At 43.0% G+C, this 20,769-nt stretch carries 16 protein-coding genes; 7 read left to right on the forward strand and 9 right to left on the reverse strand.

Annotated features, from left to right (window positions below; translation table 11 throughout):
* Positions 1 to 30: 30 nt before the first annotated feature.
* Complete coding sequence (locus CWD77_RS08495) at positions 31 to 744, reverse strand: DUF4382 domain-containing protein (protein WP_165779114.1); 714 nt, start codon at positions 742 to 744, stop codon at positions 31 to 33.
* A 228-nt stretch (positions 745 to 972) separates the two neighbouring features.
* Between CWD77_RS08495 and CWD77_RS08500 the strand changes: the two genes are divergently transcribed.
* The 4 genes from CWD77_RS08500 to lepB all read left to right on the forward strand — a co-directional run bounded on the left by CWD77_RS08500 (position 973) and on the right by lepB (position 4,896).
* A complete protein-coding gene (locus tag CWD77_RS08500; protein ID WP_101073142.1) occupies positions 973 to 1,218 on the forward strand; it encodes a thiamine-binding protein in 246 nt (81 codons plus the stop codon).
* A gap of 185 nt (positions 1,219 to 1,403) precedes the next feature.
* Positions 1,404 to 3,203 carry a translation elongation factor 4 gene (gene lepA, locus CWD77_RS08505; protein WP_101073143.1) on the forward strand — a complete coding sequence of 600 codons (1,800 nt, stop codon included), beginning with the start codon at positions 1,404 to 1,406 and terminating at the stop codon, positions 3,201 to 3,203.
* Positions 3,204 to 3,214: 11 nt separating this feature from the next.
* Positions 3,215 to 3,784 (forward strand): hypothetical protein, encoded by a 570-nt coding sequence (locus CWD77_RS08510; protein ID WP_101073144.1) that lies wholly within the window; start codon positions 3,215 to 3,217, stop codon positions 3,782 to 3,784.
* Between the two features lie 89 nt (positions 3,785 to 3,873).
* Positions 3,874 to 4,896, forward strand: coding sequence for a signal peptidase I (gene lepB / locus CWD77_RS08515; protein ID WP_101073425.1), 1,023 nt, complete (start codon positions 3,874 to 3,876; stop codon positions 4,894 to 4,896).
* Between the two features lie 164 nt (positions 4,897 to 5,060).
* Here the strand turns inward: lepB and rlmN are convergent, their stop codons facing one another.
* Positions 5,061 to 6,176: a dual-specificity RNA methyltransferase RlmN gene (gene rlmN / locus CWD77_RS08520; RefSeq protein ID WP_101073145.1), complete on the reverse strand. Its 1,116-nt coding sequence runs from the start codon at positions 6,174 to 6,176 to the stop codon at positions 5,061 to 5,063.
* A gap of 46 nt (positions 6,177 to 6,222) precedes the next feature.
* On the reverse strand, positions 6,223 to 7,473 hold the full coding sequence (locus CWD77_RS08525) for a hypothetical protein (protein ID WP_133120204.1): 1,251 nt from the start codon (positions 7,471 to 7,473) through the stop codon (positions 6,223 to 6,225).
* Positions 7,474 to 7,641: 168 nt separating this feature from the next.
* Between CWD77_RS08525 and CWD77_RS08530 the strand changes: the two genes are divergently transcribed.
* Positions 7,642 to 9,339: a potassium channel family protein gene (locus tag CWD77_RS08530; RefSeq protein WP_101073147.1), complete on the forward strand. Its 1,698-nt coding sequence runs from the start codon at positions 7,642 to 7,644 to the stop codon at positions 9,337 to 9,339.
* Between the two features lie 9 nt (positions 9,340 to 9,348).
* Here the strand turns inward: CWD77_RS08530 and CWD77_RS08535 are convergent, their stop codons facing one another.
* From CWD77_RS08535 to CWD77_RS08555, 5 genes are all read right to left on the reverse strand, one after another.
* Complete coding sequence (locus CWD77_RS08535) at positions 9,349 to 10,863, reverse strand: TrkH family potassium uptake protein (protein ID WP_101073148.1); 1,515 nt, start codon at positions 10,861 to 10,863, stop codon at positions 9,349 to 9,351.
* On the reverse strand, positions 10,856 to 12,208 hold the full coding sequence (trkA, locus tag CWD77_RS08540) for a Trk system potassium transporter TrkA (RefSeq protein ID WP_101073149.1): 1,353 nt from the start codon (positions 12,206 to 12,208) through the stop codon (positions 10,856 to 10,858). The genes CWD77_RS08535 and trkA overlap by 8 nt, the downstream gene beginning before the upstream one ends.
* 131 nt (positions 12,209 to 12,339) lie before the next feature.
* Entirely contained in the window at positions 12,340 to 12,777 is a 438-nt protein-coding gene (locus CWD77_RS08545; RefSeq protein ID WP_101073150.1) for a nucleoside deaminase, read from the reverse strand.
* 24 nt (positions 12,778 to 12,801) lie between these two features.
* Positions 12,802 to 15,045 carry a S9 family peptidase gene (locus CWD77_RS08550; RefSeq protein WP_206017985.1) on the reverse strand — a complete coding sequence of 748 codons (2,244 nt, stop codon included), beginning with the start codon at positions 15,043 to 15,045 and terminating at the stop codon, positions 12,802 to 12,804.
* A 270-nt stretch (positions 15,046 to 15,315) separates the two neighbouring features.
* Positions 15,316 to 17,250 (reverse strand): heavy metal translocating P-type ATPase, encoded by a 1,935-nt coding sequence (locus CWD77_RS08555; RefSeq protein ID WP_101073151.1) that lies wholly within the window; start codon positions 17,248 to 17,250, stop codon positions 15,316 to 15,318.
* A 256-nt stretch (positions 17,251 to 17,506) separates the two neighbouring features.
* Here CWD77_RS08555 and CWD77_RS08560 point away from each other — a divergent pair, with 256 nt between their 5' ends.
* Together CWD77_RS08560 and CWD77_RS08565 are read left to right on the forward strand one after the other, a co-directional pair.
* Positions 17,507 to 18,508: a hypothetical protein gene (locus CWD77_RS08560; RefSeq protein WP_108722892.1), complete on the forward strand. Its 1,002-nt coding sequence runs from the start codon at positions 17,507 to 17,509 to the stop codon at positions 18,506 to 18,508.
* A 149-nt stretch (positions 18,509 to 18,657) separates the two neighbouring features.
* Positions 18,658 to 19,671: a porin gene (locus tag CWD77_RS08565; protein WP_101073153.1), complete on the forward strand. Its 1,014-nt coding sequence runs from the start codon at positions 18,658 to 18,660 to the stop codon at positions 19,669 to 19,671.
* Between the two features lie 74 nt (positions 19,672 to 19,745).
* On the opposite strand, the gene lgt is transcribed toward CWD77_RS08565, so the two are convergent.
* A complete protein-coding gene (lgt, locus tag CWD77_RS08570; protein WP_101073154.1) occupies positions 19,746 to 20,768 on the reverse strand; it encodes a prolipoprotein diacylglyceryl transferase in 1,023 nt (340 codons plus the stop codon).
* Position 20,769 lies beyond the last annotated feature (1 nt).

Raw genomic sequence — 20,769 nt, forward strand, 5'->3', positions numbered from 1 at the left:
GGTTTTAGAATTTTCAAGCTGATTTTGTAGTTACTCACCGCCGGCAGCTTCCAGAGATACAGTATCAATCACTGTTGTGTCTGGAGCGGATACTTCAATGTTTGAGATTACGGTCGAATTGAAATCTTCACTGCTTGGTTTCACTGAAATCTGGTATGATCCGGATTGCAAACCGATGATAAGGAAGTCTCCTTCGTCGGAAGCCTGGGTACCGCCTAATGTGTCATCATCAGATATGGCATAAACCCACGGAAGAGCTTCTGCAGGCTCTATGGCCCCACCGATTGCCCCTGTTTGTGCAAGGTTAACGGCTTTGATCACTGGTTTTAAGTTGAATCTTCCGGAGTTCCCCGCTTTCACAATCGATCGCGAAGCATCAAAATCAAGCAGAAGTGTGTAGGAGCTGCCGCCCTCTATCTCTGCATCGAGTTGTAATTTTAGTCCGGATTGCTGAGCACTTGGTGTAGATAAGTGGTGAGTTTCGCCATTGATAACCAACTCATTTTGATCGCCCAGAATGAGCCGCATTTGGTTATAGGAGCCGGGTTCCAGTTCAGCCTCACCCAATATTTCATAGTTTCCATTTGTGAGTTCAAGCAGGTTTAAACGAACAGGCTGATCATTAATGGTTCTCCATCCATTATCTTCTTCTTCGGCATCGGACTGTTTGTGCACGCGCACTTCCTGAACATCAATCCAAACCTCTTCATAATCACCCGGTGCATCGGTTAACAGCACTTTCATTGTGCCTGGCTCGTTCGATAGATCGCTGGATAAATCGCAGGATGCGAACAGAAATATTCCCGCAATTATCATAGATATTGTACTTAGTAATCTCATCTTTTTACTCTCAATTTTGTTTGTATTTTGACGTCGGTTCAGTCTATTTTAGGTTCTCTTTATAAAAAATGTTCCATTTGTCGATATAGTTTCATCGTTTGAAACTGAAATTTAATCTTGAAAAACAATAAAATGAAGACGATAGCTCAATTAACGTATATACCTCTTTACTCTGAACATCCAAAAGAACAGGTTCAGGATTTACTCGAATTTGTAGCTCAGCATGATGTTGAGGTAGATGTAAACTATCTGTCAACAAGTATAAAAGGCGATACCGACATTGTATTTGAAGTGATTCGTGAAGTATACGATTCAATGACGCTCGAAGGCCAGAAGTTCAGATTTCATGTTGAGCTATTAAGTCCTACGGCTGAATAGATAATTTTCGGTAGTAGTAGGTTTTTTTAGCCATCAAACCAAAGCCGTTTCAGGGTTCATGTCTTAGGTTATATTTGTTGTATGTTCAAAATGCCGGAGAGAGACATATAACAATTAAATGCAATGACCGTTTAAGCTTTGTATATTTAGGGCTGATTAATTTTTAGCATTTTCTATCCATCTGTATGAATAACATTCGCAATTTTTGCATTATCGCACACATTGATCACGGTAAATCCACGCTGGCCGACCGTCTGCTTGAACGGACAGGAACTATCAGCGAAAGAGAGATGCAGGAGCAGGTTCTGGATGATATGGATCTGGAACGTGAGCGTGGCATTACGATTAAAAGTCATGCCATACGAATGGATTATATACGGCCGAATGATGAGGTCTATACATTCAATTTAATTGATACTCCCGGTCACGTGGATTTCGCTTATGAGGTATCCCGTGCGCTCAAGGCATGTGAAGGTGCACTTCTTGTAGTAGATGCGGCCCAGGGGATTGAAGCTCAAACAATTTCTAATCTCTATCAGGCGATTGATCAAAATCTGGAAATTGTACCCGTTCTGAATAAAATTGATTTACCCGGTGCCGATCCCGAAGGAGTAGGGCAGCAAATTGTAGACCTGATCGGTTGTGATCCGGATGAAATTATTAAAGTATCCGGCAAGACAGGTGAGGGAGTTGATGGACTTCTTGAGGCCATAGTTGAACGGATTCCGGGTCCTACCCGGGAAGAAGACAAACCATTGAAAGCCCTTATTTTCGACTCAATATTTAACACCTACAGGGGATCCATTGCCTACGTTAGGGTGATGGAAGGCACGCTCAAAAAAGGTGATCCTATTCTTTTCATGGCAACCGGAAAAGAGTATGATGCTGAAGAGATTGGCTATCTGAAATTGAAAAAAGAGCCGGTGAAAGAGCTGAAGGCCGGAGACGTGGGATATGTAATTGGGAGTGTGAAATCTCTGCAGGATGCAAAGGTGGGTGATACCATTACTCATCAGAAGAAGCGGGCCGAGAAAGCCATTCCGGGTTATAAAGAAGTGAAGCCAATGGTTTTTAGCGGAATTTTCCCAACCAGTTCCGAAGATTTTGAAGATCTGCGAGCTGCACTTGAGAAATTACAACTAAATGATGCGTCGCTGACCTATCAACCGGAGACATCTAAAGCGCTTGGATTTGGGTTCCGTGCAGGATTCCTCGGATTGCTTCATATGGAAATTGTTCAGGAGCGTCTCGACAGAGAATTCAATATCGATATCATCACCACCGTACCCAACGTTCAGTACGAAGTAGATACCGAGGAAGGAAATCGTATTGAGGTGGATAACCCAAGTGATATGCCGGCCGCCGGAGATATCGAAAAAGTTTGGGAGCCATACATTAAAGCAAGTATAATAACACCGGCTGAGTTTATCGGGCCGATAATGAAGCTATGCCAGGAGCGTCGCGGTGTGTATGTGAATCAACACTTTATGCAAAATAACCGTGTTGAGATTACCTATGAACTTCCAATGGCCGAAGTGGTATTTGATTTTTACGATAAGCTCAAGAGCGGAACCCGCGGATATGCATCTTTAGACTATGAATTTATTGAATACCGTAAAGGTGACTTGGTGCGTTTAGATATTTTATTAAACGGGGAACCTGTGGATGCACTCTCAAGTATAACCCACAGAGATAAAGCCTATTATCAAGGCAGAAAAGTGTGCGCTAAGCTGAAGGAGTTGATACCCCGGCAACAGTTTGAAGTGGCTGTACAAGCTGCCATCGGTTCGCGCGTTATAGCCCGTGATACAATCCGTGCACTGCGTAAAGATGTTACGGCTAAATGCTATGGCGGTGACATCTCCCGTAAACGAAAATTGATTGAAAAACAGAAGGAAGGTAAAAAGCGAATGAAGCAGGTTGGTTCTGTGGATATTCCTCAGGAAGCCTTTCTTGCCGTTTTATCTATGGACGACGAAGATTAACACAGATTTCTATGAAAAAAATTATTTTAGTTCTTTTCCTCGCACTTCTTAGTGTTGACGTTTATGCTCAATTTGAGGATCCTGAAATCCGGAAGGTAGATCACTCCGAAAGAGCTCAGTTCGAGGATCGTTTTGCTGATATCAGCTGGACCGGACAGGGGCTTTACAATCCTATCACAATCGACAGAATTCCTACAGTAGAACTACGCTCAAGATTGCAGGCTGTATTTGGCGACCCGACACAGAAGATCGGAGATTTGATAAACGAGCGAAACTTCAGACCGGCAAAAGCTGTACAGTTCGAGTATTGGTTTATTATTGACGGAGAGATGCCGTTGATGATTCTGGATCTGGATGGCCCATTTGAGAATGGGTTGGTTTATGTAGGGGCGAGTCGCTACATCGATATGATGCCTCAGGTGAAGCGAATATTAAACCGAATGCTCATGAATGAAGCAGGCGATTTAGAATCTTTCAGTGATTATTTTTACTCTCCTGAAAGGGATCAATGGTATCTGGTGGAGTATCAGGATGGTGAATTTGCGCACGAAGCTATAGACAGACCAAGTAATTTCAATTAATACAGTAAAAACCGTTGGCAAGAAGAAAAGAATCTAAAAAAAAATCCCGTTTTTGGGAAAGTTCAAAAAAATCCGATAAAGAAAACCCAATGGACGCGAAAGCCAAACATTGGGCAAGAGAGTGGCTGGATGCATTCCTATGGGCGGCAATTGCAGCGATTATTTTACGAACGTTTTTCTTTGGGGCGTACAGAATTCCTACTCCGAGTATGGAGAAAACCCTTCTAACCGGTGATTTTTTGATCGTGACCAAACTTGCCTACGGTCCGCGTACACCGATGACTCTGTCGATCCCGTTTACGGATATCTATCTGCCGGGAGTCAATTTGCCATGGACTCGAATTCCGGGTTATTCCGAGATTGATCGTAATGATATTGTCGTTTTCAACTATCCGGTGGATATTGGTCCGGTTTCAACGAAAACCAATTATATCAAACGGGCTGTCGGGGTTCCGGGCGACAGGCTGAAAATTGAGGAAAAGCTTCTTTATGTAAATGGTGAGCCGGCAGAGTCGTACGATACATTAATGTACAACTACAGGGTTCAAACCCGCGAAAGGATCAGGCTGAGCCCTGCTAAAGTTCGGGAAGCCGGAGGTGATATACTTCAGTCCAACAATGGTACTTCCATCATAAATATGACGCCGGATGTAGCAGATGAGATGAGTAACTGGTCAGAAATTCAAAATGTTGAGTTCTTTATTTTACCTGACGATTACGATGAATTCAGTCGTCGTCCCTTCAGCTTTTCAGATGGGTTTGTCAATCATGATAATATGGAGGAGTTTACAATTCCGTATGAGGGACAGGAGATTGAGCTTACTTCTGAAAACTGGCATCTTTACAAAGATGTGATGGAGCGTTACGAGCGAAATGATATCCAGAAAAACGGAGACCAATTTGTCATCAACGGAGAGGAAACCAATCGGTATACCATCAAAAAAGATTACTATTTCATGATGGGCGACAATCGGGATGACAGTGAGGATAGTCGTTACTGGGGTTTTGTCCCGGAAGATCATGTGATCGGAAAAGCCGGAATGATCTACTTCTCGTGGGACGGTGAACGATGGTTGCCAAGATTCAGCCGCCTGTTCAATTTGATTCACTAATTATTAGGTATTAAGTATCGGGTATTGAGTAGTAGGTACTTGAGTTTCAGGGATAAAATCAAAAACTTACCTGAGACCTGAGACCTGAGACCTGAGACCTGAGACCTGAGACCTGAGACCTGAGACCTGAGACCTGAGACCTGAGACCTGAGACCTGAGACCTGCTACGCCTTAGCAAGGCTCTTTCCTTTCTCTTGTCCTTCGCGAATTGCCAGCTGACCGCATCCGGCGTCAATATCATCACCACGGCTTCTTCGAACGGTTGCTGTTACCCCTTGATCCGTTAATGTTTTCATGAACTTATTCAGCCGTTCTTCCCTGGCTCGCTTTAAAGCTACTCCTGCCACATTGTTATACATGATGATATTTACCTTAGAAGGCACCCATCGTGCAATTTTCACCAGGTTGTGAGCGTCTTGCGGGGAATCATTAAACTCATCAAATAATAGGTACTCGTAAGTAAGAGGCTGTTCAGTTTTCATGAAGTGATATTTTACAGCTTCTTCGAGTTTTTCCAGATTTAATGACTCATTGATCGGCATAATCTCATCCCGCTTTTTGTCGTCGGCGGCATGAAGAGAAATGGCTAGATTTGTTCCGATTTCTTCATCGGCAAGCTGTTTGATCTGCTTGGTAAGCCCAACGGTAGAAATAGTGATTCTACGCGGAGAGAGATCGATTCCGAGCGGATCAGAGATGATTCGTGCAGATTCAACAACGGCTTTGTAGTTATGAAGCGGTTCGCCCATCCCCATGTAAACAATGTTGGTGATCTTTTTATCAAAGCGCTCTTCCGTTAACTCATTGATAATCTGAACCTGATCTACGATCTCTCCGTGTGTTAAACTCCGGAAGTATCCCATTTTACCTGTTGCGCAAAATGAACACCCAAACATACACCCCACCTGAGATGACACACAAACCGTTAAGCGGTTGGCCGCTCCATCCGGATAAAAGTCGGGGATCATCACGGCCTCTACTTTGTAGGCATTTGGATCGTCGAGCTCAAAGAGGAATTTGATGGTTCCATCACTTGATTCCTGTTTACTGTGAACTTTAATTTTTTTTACTTCGGCGATCTCATCCAGTTTTGCCCTGAGATCTTTGGACAGATTGGTCATCTCATCAAAGGAAGAAACACCCTTTTGGTAGAGCCACTGAAAAACCTGATCGGATCGGTATCCGGCCAGGCCAAGCTCTTCCAGAAACGTAGAGAGTTCTGCTTTTGTGAGAGATTTAAGATCTGTCTTTAACTGAGTATCGGTCTTCACTTTTGTCATAGCCTTAAAGGTACGAACAAAGTGATGGAAATGACACCCTGAGGGATTAGAATCGTGGATTTACAATATTATTGTAGATGGACCCAAAGGTGTAGGAGAGTCCAAAAGAGATACTGTAATCGAAAGAAGTTGGCCGCTGGCCGCCACTGATAATGTTGGTCGGATCATCCGGGTCTATGGCCCCTTCAAGAGAAAGCTGGTCGTTTATGACACGATATCGGCCGGAAAGGCTTACAGAAAGTCCTCGCATAATTCTGATATTGAATGAAGGATTGACTTCAAACCGGTTGATGGCAGTGTCGTGAAAGTAGTTCATGCCCGAGACCCGGATATCAATGCGGCCCCAACGTTGGTCATAGCGCAACCTGGTAGAGAGCTCATGAGACATGATTAACTCAGAATCTTTTCCAAAAACGGTTGTGTTGTAGTATCGACGATAACTGGGTGTTAACTGATATTGAACAATAAACCGCCGTTCCTGAAATTCATTATAGGGAAAAAAGTTGTATTCAAAAGCCGGAGCTACATAGGCATGCAAGGCAATATTGTTCGTTCTGTTAAATTGAGCACTGGTAAAAAGAGCAATCGTTGAGTGATCACTGAGGCTGTATCCAGCCATTTGCCAGTAATTTCCCCAATCACGATTAATATTCAGGGTTCCGCTTGAAACATCCAGCGTTCTTCTTCGGATTTCACCTCGAGCCCGAGCTCTAATTTTCCAGGTATGCGTGGTTCGTTCTGCTTCAAGGCCTGTGTAAAATCCAAAATTCGTTTCAGAAGATTGTCCGTTCAGGTTGGAGCGAACATTCACATCAAAAACCCAGCTGTTCCAGGGATCTTCGATCTCCTCGTCATCATCACTTACGTCCGTTTCCGGAGCTTCATAGAAAATATCCATAGAGCGTACTGCAACGGTGTTGGTGACATAAGGCATCAACCCAATTTTTATATACCGGTTGAGACCTATCCTTCGTTCGTCATTCGAATCGGTGCTGGATGAAACATAGCGAAGTGTATCCATTCGTCCCTCTTCGGGACCAATTTCTGAAAAGATAAGTGTATATTCCCGTCCGCCTCCACCCGTAGGCAGATCGTTAATCAAAAGATAAATAGAAGCGTCATCCTGATCACGAACATAATTCACAAACGTGATGTTTGATCGTATATAGGAGATATCACACGATCCACAATCCAGATAGACGTTGGGGATTGGAGCCAATCGGTCCGAACTTTGAGCCGAAAGGGAAGTCGTGAGCAATATCAATAAGCAGACGGCAGCAAATAAGTAGCGGAACACAGAATTAGATTAAAATATTAGGCTTTCATTGAAGCACTCAAAAGTAATCATTTAAAGGGATGAATTTCCAATTAATTCAGAATTGATTTGCAAAAAGAGGTTATAGATTTAGCTGTATTTTCCTTTTTTTAAATAGATTAAAACAATCAATAACAAAAAAGACTCCATTTGAAGTTTTTAGGATCTCAACTCTCTTACTTTTTTGCCAACAGGCGTACGAAGACAAACGTAAAGAAACTACTGAAGTTTGTGGGTGTTCTATTCCTGATGTATGTAGCATACTCCATAACATTCCATTATGTGGCGATGTATGAGGGGCAGGATCATACGTGGTTAACCGGTTTCTATTGGGTGATTGTGACTATGTCTACTCTCGGCTTTGGTGATATTGTATTTACCACAGATGTGGGGCGGGCCTTTTCTATGTTGGTGCTATTTTCCGGAGTACTTTTTTTGCTGGTGATGCTCCCTTTCACATTTATTGAGTTTTTCTATGCACCCTGGATGAAAGCTCAAAATCAGGCCCGTGCACCAAAAAGGTTGGAGGAGGAGACATTCGGCCATGTTGTGATTACGAATTTAAATGCTGTAACGGAAGCACTCATTGCGAAGTTGAAATCTTATAAAATAGATTATGTGCTACTGGAACCCGACCTCCAAAAAGCTCTGGATTTGTCAGATTTGGATTATAAAGTGGTGAATCTGGATCCAACAGATTACGATACCTATAACCGTCTTTTTATTAAGAATGCCTCGATGTTGGTTGCCGCAGATTCTGACACCATTAATACCAACGTCACTTTCACAGCGAGGGAGTTCAGCGATAACATCAATATTGTGGCAACTGCCAATTCCGAAGACTCTGTTGATGTACTTAAACTGGCAGGTGCTAACAATGTGCTTCAGATGGGCGATATTTTGGGAAGAGCTCTCGCGCGAAGAACATTGGGAGGCAATGCAAGAGTGCATGTAATTGGGCATATCGACAACCTTGTGATTGGCGAAGTTACCGTAAAGGAGACCCCGCTGATCGGCAAAACGCTAAAAGAAAGTAAGTTGCGCGAAAGCCTGGGAGTAAATGTTGTAGGGATTTGGGAAAGAGGGAAATTTATTCATCCCGAGCCGGATACGATGATTAAAAGTAAAAGTGTTTTGGTATTGGCGGGTACTGTGGAGCACCTCAGAAAGTATGACGAAGTAATGAGTATTTATAACGTTTCGGACGCTCCGGTTGTAATTATTGGTGCGGGCAGAGTTGGCCGAGCCGCAGCCAGAAGTATGGACGACCGTCAGATTGACTACAGAATCATTGATAAGAATCCGGATCGAATACAAACACACGACAACGGTAAATATATTCTGGGAGACGCCGCCGATTTGAGTGTGTTGAAAAAAGCAGGACTTGAAAATGCCCACTCGGTATTGATTACGACTCACGATGATGATGTAAATATCTACCTGACGATTTATTGCCGGCAGCTGAAACCCGACTTGGAAATCATCAGTAGAGCCACGTACGAAAGGAATGTGAATACCATGCATCGTGCGGGAGCAGATTTTGTGATGTCGTATGCCTCGATGGGAGCCGGGTCAATCTTTAATATACTCGAAGATAAGGATGTGATTATGCTGGCTGAAGGGTTGAATATTTTCAATTATCAAGTGGATAGTAAGCTCTCCGGAATATCACTACTTGAGTCAAACATCCGGCAAAAAACCGGATGTACAGTCATAGCGGTAAACTGCAAGAATGAGGAAATGTTGGTAAATCCTCCACCTGAAAGAGTATTAGAAAAGGATGATGAAATAGTACTAATTGGTTCCAGTGAAGGTGAAAAACGGTTCACCAATAACTTTCTGGATTAAAAGTAATGGTTAATTTTTCCAGAACCACGGAGTGAAAATGACAAGAACGGTAAAGAGTTCTAATCGTCCGATCATCATCAACATTAACAGAACCCATTTCCCGATGTAGGGAACTCCGGCATATTCATCCGTCGGGCCAAACTCTCCCCAGGCAGGTCCTATATTCCCAAGGCTGGCAATACTTGCTCCCATGGAAGACATGAAGTCGTAGCCCATTAAACTCATGATAAGGGCGCCAATTCCAAATATGATGAAGTAGACAACGAAGAATCCCAGAATATTTTTGAGTATAGATGACTCTATAATTCGATTTCCCAGCCGGACCGGAAGTACTGCTTGAGGATGGATGATCTGACGAAACTCGCGGACAACATTTTTTAAAATAATTAGAATGCGAATCATTTTGATACCACCACCGGTTGAACCGGCTGTACCGCCGCTAAAAAAGAGAAGGAACAGTAGAAAAGATGCAAAAGGCATCCAGAGTGCATAGTCGTCAGTCCCAAATCCAGTTGTTGTAATAATAGAAACGACCTGAAAGGAACCGTAGCGTAGGGCATCTCCAAACTCATAGTTATCGATCAGCCAGAGACCGCCGGAAACCAATACAGTAAAAAGGACAGTAAGCAGGGAGAAAAACCGAATTTCCCTGTTTTCGAAGAAGCTTTTGGTATCGCCGCTCAGTAATCTGAAATGCATCGCAAAGTTGATACCGGCCAGGAACATAAAAACAGTAATGACTACATCGATATAGACGGAGTCAAATCCCGCCACCGAACCGTTTTTAGTTGAGAATCCACCGGTTGCAAGAGTTGAAAAGGCGTGGTTGATCGCCTCAAACCAGTCCATGGACGGATGAACCCAAAGCAGGAGAAATTGGACACCGGTCATACCCACATAGACAGACCATAGTAAAAATGCAGTTTCCTGAATTCTTGGGGTTAACTTATCGGAAGTGGAACCGGAATATTCTGCTTTGTAAAGCTGCATCCCGCCAATTCCCAAAAGTGGCAGCAGAGCAAGTGTGAGTACAATAATTCCCATTCCCCCCAGCCAGTGAGAGAGCGACCGCCAGAAAAGCAGACTTTTGTCGATATCCTCAATCGCAGGATTTTGAATTCCGTCGCTGGTTACTCCGCCCAAAATAGTTGCTCCGGTGGTGCTAAGCCCACTCATCGTTTCAAAAACGGCGTCTGTATAGCTATGCAGCGTTCCGGAAAGTGTAAAAGGAAAAGCACCGATTAAAGAGCCCAAGAGCCAGGTTAGGGAAACGATGAGAAATGCTTCCCTCATGCGAAGCTCATACTGCGGTTTGAAAATATAAAAAAGAGAAGCCCCTAAAATCATTGCGGGAACCGCCGTAAATAAAAAAGCCTGCCAGGAGGACTCGTTATAGATTAAAGCTACTCCCAATGGAGCAAGCAGTGAGAGGCCTAAAAAGAAAGTCAGCCCTCCAAGAATCCCGATAACAATTTTGAAATCAATTCGGGGTCGGTTTGTGCCTTGCTCAAGCAGATCAATCATTGAATAACTCTTCTACCTTTTGAATAACATGTGGCTGAACAAAGATAATAACCCGGTCTCCTTTCCTTATAACGGAGTCGCCGGTTGCCACTTCTACATCTCCGTCATTTATAATTGCCCCAATGATCATTCCGTGTGGAAAATGAACGGATTTAATAGTTTTATCGAGTATACTGCAATTTTTGCCGGCAATAACTTCGATTATTTCAGCATCTATACCATGAAGTGCTTTTACCATGAGTATGGTACCTTGACGAATATTCCTGTGTATTTCGTCTGTAGCAGAGGCTTTCACATTCACAATGGAGTCGATGCCAATTGTTTGGCTAAGCGGTACATACTGAGATTTAGAAACGAGAGCAACAGTTTTCTTAACCTCTAAATGTTTTGCCATTAATGCAGAGATGATATTGGACTCTTCATCATCCGTAACAGAGATAAATGCGTCCATCTCCTGAATTCCCTCTACGGCAAGCAGGTTAGGATCTGTTGCATTTCCATGCAGTACCAAAATATTGCGAAGTTCATTAGCTGTTTCAGTAGCAGCTTCTTTATCCGGTTCTATGAGTTTAATATCCCATTTTTGATCATCAGCGCTAAGCTTACGGGCCAGAATTCGCCCCACTTCATTCCCCCCCGCAATCATAATCCGGCGAATCTTCTCATTCGTATGACCGGTAGCCTTGGCCAAAATTTCAATTCCTTCCGTTTTTGTTAAAACAAAAATATGGTCGAGGGCCATGATTCGATTCTTGCCGGTAGGTAATATCGTTGTTCCCCTTCTTGAGATGGCAACGATACGATATGCGCTACCTCTATATTCCAGTGCAAGTTCGCGGAGTGTGCGGTTAATTACCGGCGCGCCTTTTTCAACCCTGATACCTACAAGCTGCATTCTTCCTTCAGCCAAAGGCACAATGTCACTTGCCGAAGCTCTTTTGATGAGCTGATGAATCTCAGTGGCCGCACTCTCTTCCGGGTGAATGAGAACATCAATTCCGAGTTCAGAAGGAGTTATCGGAGCATCTTTTTGGGAAAGTTCGTCATTTCGCACACGGGCAATGGCGGTTTTTACTCCAAGCCGCTTAGCCATCATGCAGGCAATGATATTTACTTCATCCACACTGGTACAGGCCACCATCATATCTGCTTCTTTGGCACCGGCTTGTACGAGTGCATTGGGCGAGGTTGCGTTGCCTTCTACAGTAAGAACATCGAGGTTATCAATGACTCTCTGCAGGCATTGTTGTCTTTCGTCCATGACTGTTACATCATGTCTTTCTTCGGAGAGCACTTTGCTCAGCTCAAAGCCAACTTCACCGGCACCTGCTATAAGTATTTTCAAAATGATAAATTCATTATTTGTACTTCAAACTTCCCAAACTTATGATTTTTTTCTGTAAAAGCAGAGTCTGTGCAATAAGTTAAATTGGAAATAAACCGGTTGATAAAGTTGCAATCCATGTCTTTGAAAGCTTATGAGAAAAGTTGCAGTATCTCCATACATCTCTTTTCCAGAACTCCGCCTTGAATGGTTACATTGTGGAAGCTTTTTTTATTGATATCCCTGCTTCGTATATCAATCTGGGGCATTTTTTCTGATATTGAGGGGATGTCGCAACCATAGTATATAACATCTATTTTGGCCCATATTGCAGCGCTCATACACATCGGGCAGGGTTCGCAAGTAGTGTAAAGAGTAAAGCCCGAAAGATCTGTTTTTTTGAGTTGACTGCATAGCTTCCGGATAACCAGCAGTTCTGCATGAGCGGTGGGATCGTGAAGTTCTCGGGTTTGATTGGCAGCTGTGGCAAAAATTTCATCCCCCATAGCTAATACGGCTCCAAATGGGGTTTGGTTTTTTTCAGCAATTTCAATTGCCGTATTCATTATTCGGGTATCAGGGGTGATCATATGATTTTCTGTTAAAAATATTTCTTACTTGAGGTGTTTTTCCAGGTAATCTGTGTAGACCTGGAAAAGAAGCAGGTAACTTTGCTCATTGTAATGTACCCCGTGTTTACCCTTTGGGTAGATCCTTAAATCGACATCTTTGCCGGCTTCGGCAAAAGCTGAAAGCATCTGCATGGTATTTTGAATATGAACATTATCATCCATGGAGGAGTGGGTGACCAACATTTTTGCTCTCAGTTTATGGGCGTGATACATAATAGAACTGTTGTTGTAGTTTTCGTCATTTTCATCCGGTAAACCCATATACCGTTCGGTGTAGATCGAGTCATAAAGTCGCCAGTCGGTAACCGGAGCTCCCACCAGGCTCAATTTGAAAATATTTGGATATAGAACAGCTGAAATGGCGGACATAAAACCGCCATAGCTGTGCCCACGTATGGCAATTCGGTTTTCATCTATCCAACTGCGTTGAGCAAGGTATGTGGCAGTAGCAGCATAATCCTGAGCTTCCAGAATCCCCAGTCTTTTATATACAGACTCTTTAAAATCCCGGCCGTAACCACTGCTGCCACGGTTGTTTATGTTGGCAATTACATAACCTTGCTGTGCCAGATACTGCACCCATGTTGATGACTCAAATTCATTGAATACTCCCTGATAGCCAGGCCCACCGTAGATCATCAATACCAATGGATAGGTTTTGTCGGGATCAAAATTGTTTGGGCGAATCAGGTATCCGTCCAGCTCCACGCCTTGTTCTGTTGTAAACGAAAAGAGTTCCCTGGGTTGATACGCATATCGATTGAGGTAAGTCTTTACCAATGAGTTGTCTGCAATAGTTTCAATTAAATCCCCACCTTTTTGAGTGGTTCTGAGCTCGATCAGGTGTGGAGTTTGCGTATTGGACCACTTATCGAAATAGTACTTTCCATTGGGGCTCATATTAAACTCATGTCGACCGGGTTTGTCTGAGTATTGAATTTTTGCAGTTCCGTTAAATCGAATGGAATAGAGATGCCTTTCTAATGGACTCTCTTCTGTCGATTCAAAATAGATTTTTTCTGTTTCCGGGTTTATTGCAACTATTTGAGTGACTTCCCAGTCTCCGGTTGTGACTCTGTTCACCAGGTTTCCATCATAATTATACCGGTAGATATGGTTGAATCCATCTCTGTCAGACATCCAGAAAAATTCCTCGCGGTCAGTGGGGAAATAGAGGTAATCATCTGCTCCTGAAAAGGAACTAAAGATGTCGATCCATCCGTCATCTGATTTTTCCTCCATAACGAGTCGTTCATCTTGAGTGTCAACATTATAAAAATAGAGCTGCATGTGATTCTGCTCTCTATTCATCCATACCACGGCCAACTCCCCGGGGTTAGCGGTCCAGTAAATTCGGGGAATAAGGCCATTTTCTCCATCCACGTCGATCCAGTGATTTTCACCGGTTTCAATGTCCAGGACGCCTATTCTCACTTTCGGATTATTACCATCCGGTTTTGGATAGGGAATTGTTCGGTACTCCGGATAGACTCCTTCGTAGTCGGTTGATAGGAGTGTTTCTACATCACGCTCATCGGTCTGCCAATAAGCGACATATCGGCTGTTGCGACTCCATTTCCATGCCTCAGTGATACCAAATTCCTCTTCGTAAACCCAGCTTAATCGGCCGTTGTAGAAATGATCCTTTGCGGAGGTTGTAAGTTGTTTCTCGGATCCTGTTTTGAGGTCGTATATAAATATCTCCCCGTTTTTGTGATACCCAACTTTCTTTCCATCAGGTGAATATTTTGCCGAGACAGCCGAATATACGATATGTGTGAGCTCTTCAGAGTTTATATCGTAATGGTAATAATCAAACGTACCGGAGTATCGATAGGCAGGAGAAAAATTGGTTTGAAAGAGGATGCTCGATCCGTCATTAGACCATTGATAATCATCAAAGTGAAAAGGGACGTCCGTGCCGGGGAAGGTGTGCTGAGCCGGGTGGAAAAGAAGATAATCCTCTTCATTTGTGATATCGTGAATTCTGATCTCTGGTGAAAAATGCTGCAGATCTTTCTCTGTATAAGAGTATTGATCTCCACTGTGGCTCCACTGCACATCTTGTGGCCCTTGATCCCCGGCAAGCTGACCGCTTGAAAAAAGGGCGTGCTGAAGACTTTGGTACGTACCCTTTTCCTGGGCATTCGTTTGCTGAAAGCTGACTAAAAGCCAAAAAAAGGTAATTAACAGAATCTCAGAGCCTGAATTTCTCAACACCATCATTACTCTATGTAATTTATTTCGGGGTCGAATCGTCTTTAATCGTACGTACCTTGCAAATAATCTTTATGGACTAAGAAAGTAAATAATCTACTGATAAGGAAAACTTTTAAACGGATTGATATACTGGAAGTAGTAACATATCACATTAAAGCTTTAATAGTATTATGCCTAAATAAAACAGAAAACAGCTCAAAATTAGCTTTAAGAAAATGTTTTGCTCAGACAAAAAATGATTTCCGCGAAGCAAAATTTCCGGATGAATAATCCGGTTTAAGTTTCATCCGGTAACATATCTCCCCGTTTTAACAGGCGAAGTCCATTCAGTACAACTAGCAGTGTACTTCCCTCATGCCCGATGACTCCAAGCGTGAGTGGCAGGTCGATTAAAAACACACCAAACAATAGCATTACGATGACGGCAAGACTAAAGATGATATTCTGCCACACTACTTTTTTGGCTTTTCTGGAGAGTAACAGCAAATAGGGCAGTTTGCTGAGATCATCACCCATCAATACAATATCGGCAGTTTCGAGGGCAACATCGGTACCGGCTGCACCCATGGCAATACCTAAATGGCTGGTGGCCAGGGCAGGTGCATCATTTACTCCATCACCAATCATGGCAACTGTCCCGGATTTTTTTAACTGCTCAATGACTTCCACCTTTTGTTCCGGGAGCAGATCGGCGTGAACTTCGTCAATACCAAGTTCTTTAGCGATCGCTTCGGCAACTCCGCGATTGTCGCCGGTAAGCATTGCTATTTTCTTAATTCCCGTCTTTTTAAGTTGTTCCAAAGTTTTTTTTGAATCAGGCCGGATCTGATCGGCGAGCGAAATTAATCCTGCAGGATGATGATCTATGGCTACAAAAACAACGGTTTTCCCCTCTTTTCGCAATTCTGCAGCTTTATCCCGGATCTCTTTGTCCCATTGTTCGAGCTGAGACTCAAACATTTTAAGATTACCTACAGACACGGTTTTGTTATCCCATTTTGCCTCAACGCCTTGACCGGGTGTAGCCTGCATATCATCCACACTGTAGGGTTTTACATCAAGATCATTCGCTTTGTTTACAATGGCTTCAGCAAGGTGGTGCTCGGAGTGCATTTCTGATCCGGCTGCAAGTGCCAAAAGATTATTGACAGACTCTCCCTCAGTTTCGAATGATTTGGAGTCTGAATTGTAGGATATCACATCCACCACAGCGGGTTTCCCCTGAGTAAGGGTTCCTGTTTTGTCGAAAGCGATGGTATCAATTTCTACAGTTTGTTCTACGTGAACACCACCCTTAAAGAGAATACCGCTCTTGGCACCGTTGGCAATTGCGGATATAATGGAAGCCGGGGTACTGATAATCAGTGCACAGGGTGAGGCCACAACCAGAACGGTCATTGCCCGGTAGAAAGTGGGATCAAAATCCTGACCAAACATTAGCCAGGGAATGAGAATGAGCAGAATAACGGCTGAAATCACCGTGATAGCGTAGCGGGGTTCAAATTTTTCCAGAAAACGCTGCGTTTTTGCCTTGTTCTTCTGTGCGCTCTCCACCAGGTCAATAATTTTTGAAACGGTGGTATCTTTTGCCGGCTTGGTGACTTCCAGCTCAATAACACCATTTTCATTTAAAGTAGCTGCAAAGACGGAATCTCCAACTTCTTTTGCAACCGGAATACTCTCGCCTGTGATGGCAGCTTGATCGACGGTAGTCTGACCTTTAACAACTTTTCCATCAATCGGGATATGCTCGCCCGGTTTGACGATAACAATGTCACCCACTTTCAATTCCTCTATGGGAATGAGTTTTTCCGATCCATCTTCACTTCTTCGAAGGCCCTGCGAAGGACGAAGTTCAAGGAGTGAGTGAATGGCGTTCCGGCTTTTCCCAAGAGCGTAAGTTTCAAGGGCGCCACTGAGGGAGAAGAGGAAAAGAAGTGTAGCGCCTTCAATCCATTCACCAAGAATTGCAGCTCCCAACGCAGCGGCAATCATTAAAAAATCGATGTTGAGCTCAAATCTTCGAAGACTTTCAAAAGTTTCTATCAAACCCTGATAGCCCCCGGAAGCATAGGATAAAAGATAGAAATAGATAGCAATGTTTCCCGGAAGCAGAGCTGTATGCTCAGAAAGTATGCCTAAAATGAGTGTGACAGCGCAGATAACTGTAAGCCAAATTTCTCTTGAACCATTGGAATGTGAGTGAGCCATCTGTTGCAATGATTTAACTATAAAAAACTACATTTCTGATAAAAATACAGAGTAGTTGTGAATGCAATGTAAGTTTCAAAAATCTATTTAAGAAATGATAAGTAGTAGAATGCTTCTTATTTTTAAGGAGAGTAAAAAAACAGACGATAACTAATATTAGCCCAAACAACTCCTGGTTTATAACAGGATTCATCTTATTTGATATGTCGCTAACAATCGCTTGGGGCAATAAAAATATTCATCATAAAAACAGGTAATGAAAAAAATAGTAACGCTCGTTCTATGTGTTCTTTTTTCCAGTTCAATATTAATGGCGCAAGATGAAAACACATCTCTGACTGACAAGTACGAAGATCGTTTTAAAACAGAAGAGTTCAACGTAATTATGCTACTGCAGTCTACTGCAGATTTCTCATTCAAGGATGATGATTTTAATGGCGGTCGAGAATTTGGGATCGGGGTGCCACTGCTGGATTTTAAGGGATCTCTGCAAAATAATTTCATGTACCGGCTACAGTTACAGCTTACCCGGACACCATCTGTAATAGATGCATTTGTCGGTTATCGATTTTCAGAAAAATTCCGGTTGATTGCCGGTGAAAGGAAGCCATTTATGGTCTTGGAGCTGGATCCGAGTCCTGCCAAAACAGATATGATCAATCGCGCCAGGCTGGTTGGGGCTATGGTCAATGCAAGAGAGACAGGCTTGACTTTTCTTGGTGATTTTGACGGCTTTTACTATCGTGCGGGAATTTATAACGGTACCGGTTATAGCCGGGCCAACGATAATAGATTTCTCTATACGGGTAGAATCGGTTATAAAACCGATGATTTTAATTTTGGTTTGAACGCTTCACTGAACAGGACCCGGGAAGAATTTGTTGGAAACACAGGTTTAGAGTCGGCTGGCGACAGGTCTATTTATGGCGCCTATATCAAATATGATGGTGAGACCTTTTTTGGAACTACCGAATTTCTGGAAAGCCAATTCGACTTGAACAATACAGCTTTGGAAGAAAAAATCACCGGGTTTTATGGAACGGTTGGATATCATGCCACTGAGGAAAATGACTTTTTGATCCGGTGGGATCACCTCTCGTTTGATGTTTCGGGAATTGAGGATTCAGATCGGATTCTGTTGGGCTGGACTCGCCAAATTACTGAATTGGTGAGTATTCAACTAAACGGACTCTATCAGGTAAATGAGGTTTCTGATAACCAATTAGGAGTTTCGGGTAACTTCCAATTCTACTACTAAAGAATATTCCGATAATTTTTGACAGGAACAGACAACACAGCTCAATATATACAAAACTGCAATGTGGCTGAAATATCTAAGACTTAAGTGGTTTGAGCAGACAGCCGATAAGATGTGTTATTACAGATAATTTAAATAGAAACGATCCAATGAAAATATTACCGTTATTTATTGCTTTTTTACTATTGCCTCTTTCAATGGTTTATGGCCAGACTAATACAGATACCGTAGATGATTTGGAAAACCGCCTCAAATCGGAAGAATTTAATGTAGGTCTGCTGCTTCAATCTGTGGGGGTGCTTTCCCTTGATGATGATAATTTTAACGGGGGCCGACAATTTGAACTGGGTGCAACCCGACTGGACATCAAAGGCCAGTTGCCCAGTAATTTTATTTACAGAATGCAGCTCGATTTCAGGAGATCACCCAGTATCATAGATGCGCAGGTGGGCTACTGGTTCTCCGATCAGTTCAGAATTGTAACCGGAATGTTTAAACCTTTTTTAAGTGCTGATCTGGATCCGAGTCCGGCCGCAACAGATTTTATTAACCGTGCCCGATTGGTGGGTTCTATGTTGAATTCGCGGGAATTGGGAATTACAGCTTTAGGAGAAACTGAGGGTTTCAACTATCGTTTTGGAATATATAATGGAAATGGGCGCCAGCTTGGAAACGATGATAATAATTTTCTCTACACTGCACGACTAGGCTATCAAGTAAATCTCGAAGATAATGGTACAGTCGATTTTGGTTTGAATGGAGCTGTCAATACATCTGAAGGGGAATCAGTTGGCAATTCAGGCTTATTTTCAGCCGGTGATCGAACGATTTACGGAGCGTTTGTGAAATACGATAGCGACACGTTTTTTGGAACAATTGAATTTCTTCAAACGGATTTTGAAGTACAGGGAGTAGATTTGGATGAAACCATTACAGGTTTCTATGCAACGGTAGGGAATAATATTTCCGAACAAAGCCAATTGCTGGCAAGGTGGGATCATCTATCTTACGATGTACTTGGTAATGACTCGAACCGTATGGTGCTTGGATGGAACTATCAGGCAACGCAGCTGGTCAGTTTTCAGCTAAACGGCTTACTCCAATTCAACGATGGAGTTGATAATCAGGCCGGAATTTCCGGGAATCTTCAGTTTCACTTCTAAGCAACATCTTGAAAACAAAAAAGGAGTGTCAGGTTAAACCCGGCACTCCTTTTTTTATTTCGGTTAAATAAATTTTACCACTTCACTTTTTTCCATAGAATCCAGATTCCAATCAGTACAAAGGGGACACTCAGGAGCTGCCCCATGTCAAAAGCGGCACCGACCAGAAAATCGGCCTGAGTCTCTTTTGTAAACTCGATTAAAAACCGGCCTGTAAAGAGCATGATTAAGAAAGCACCAAAAAGCGATCCTTCCGGTGGATTTTTCTTGTATTTATTGTAGATCACAAAAAGTACACCAAGAACAATGACACATAAAATTGCTTCATAAAGCATAGATGGATGCCTTGGGATCAATCTTTCCGCTTCACTCAGTTGGTTTGAAGCTTTAAATATAATGGCCCATGGCAAATCGGTGGGTACACCCACAATTTCAGAGTTAAAGAAGTTGCCGGTCCGGATAAACATACCACCAATGGCTACGCCGGGGACAACTCTGTCGGCCACCCACATGAACGATGTATTAGCCGTTCGCTTGGCGTAAAGATACATCGCAATGATGATGCCGATGGCCGCTCCGTGGCTGGCTAAGCCTCCCACCCAAACTTGAGGAATCAGATGGATATTGCGGAGATAAAACTCTGCCTCGTAAAAGAATACATGCCCCAGTCGAGCACCAATTACCGTTGCAACCAAAACATAGATTAATAGTCGATCCAGCTCCTCCTGACTTCTTCCGGCATCTTTGTACATCTTTAAACCGACGAAATAGCCCGACATAAACGCCATGGCGAACATCAATCCGTACCATCGGGGCTCGATGGGGCCGATAGAGCTGATAGACGGTGAATCGATCAACAGAAATGGAAGCTGGCCTACAATAAATGCTCCAATGATTAATCCTGCAGCTTTCCACCCTTCCGGTTCTGGCGCATCCTTTCCATTTTGAGCGGGGGGTTTGATTTTACTCCAGCCAAAATAGATGAGAGCTGCGGCAATTACGATTCCCCAGATAGAAATTGGAACGGGCAAACTGATTTCAGGAATACTGACTAAAACGGGATCAAAATCCCAGGTAATATAACTACTGTTGTTCATA

Origin of the sequence: Rhodohalobacter barkolensis, from assembly GCF_002834295.1 — a bacterium.
Taxonomy (GTDB): Bacteria; Bacteroidota; Rhodothermia; order Balneolales; family Balneolaceae; genus Rhodohalobacter; species Rhodohalobacter barkolensis.

Bases quoted from the DNA above. Each gene is read 5' to 3' on its own strand.
- CWD77_RS08550 (WP_206017985.1), bottom strand. From the start codon at position 15,045: ATGATGGTGTTGAGAAATTCAGGCTCTGAGATTCTGTTAATTACCTTT.
- CWD77_RS08510 (WP_101073144.1), top strand. From the start codon at position 3,215: ATGAAAAAAATTATTTTAGTTCTTTTCCTCGCACTTCTTAGTGTTGAC.
- CWD77_RS08535 (WP_101073148.1), bottom strand. From the start codon at position 10,863: ATGATTGATCTGCTTGAGCAAGGCACAAACCGACCCCGAATTGATTTC.
- lgt (WP_101073154.1), bottom strand. From the start codon at position 20,768: ATGAACAACAGTAGTTATATTACCTGGGATTTTGATCCCGTTTTAGTC.
- CWD77_RS08495 (WP_165779114.1), bottom strand. From the start codon at position 744: ATGAAAGTGCTGTTAACCGATGCACCGGGTGATTATGAAGAGGTTTGG.
- CWD77_RS08500 (WP_101073142.1), top strand. From the start codon at position 973: ATGAAGACGATAGCTCAATTAACGTATATACCTCTTTACTCTGAACAT.
- rlmN (WP_101073145.1), bottom strand. From the start codon at position 6,176: ATGACAAAAGTGAAGACCGATACTCAGTTAAAGACAGATCTTAAATCT.
- CWD77_RS08560 (WP_108722892.1), top strand. From the start codon at position 17,507: ATGAAAAAAATAGTAACGCTCGTTCTATGTGTTCTTTTTTCCAGTTCA.
- lepB (WP_101073425.1), top strand. From the start codon at position 3,874: ATGGACGCGAAAGCCAAACATTGGGCAAGAGAGTGGCTGGATGCATTC.
- CWD77_RS08545 (WP_101073150.1), bottom strand. From the start codon at position 12,777: ATGATCACCCCTGATACCCGAATAATGAATACGGCAATTGAAATTGCT.
- CWD77_RS08565 (WP_101073153.1), top strand. From the start codon at position 18,658: ATGAAAATATTACCGTTATTTATTGCTTTTTTACTATTGCCTCTTTCA.
- CWD77_RS08555 (WP_101073151.1), bottom strand. From the start codon at position 17,250: ATGGCTCACTCACATTCCAATGGTTCAAGAGAAATTTGGCTTACAGTT.
- lepA (WP_101073143.1), top strand. From the start codon at position 1,404: ATGAATAACATTCGCAATTTTTGCATTATCGCACACATTGATCACGGT.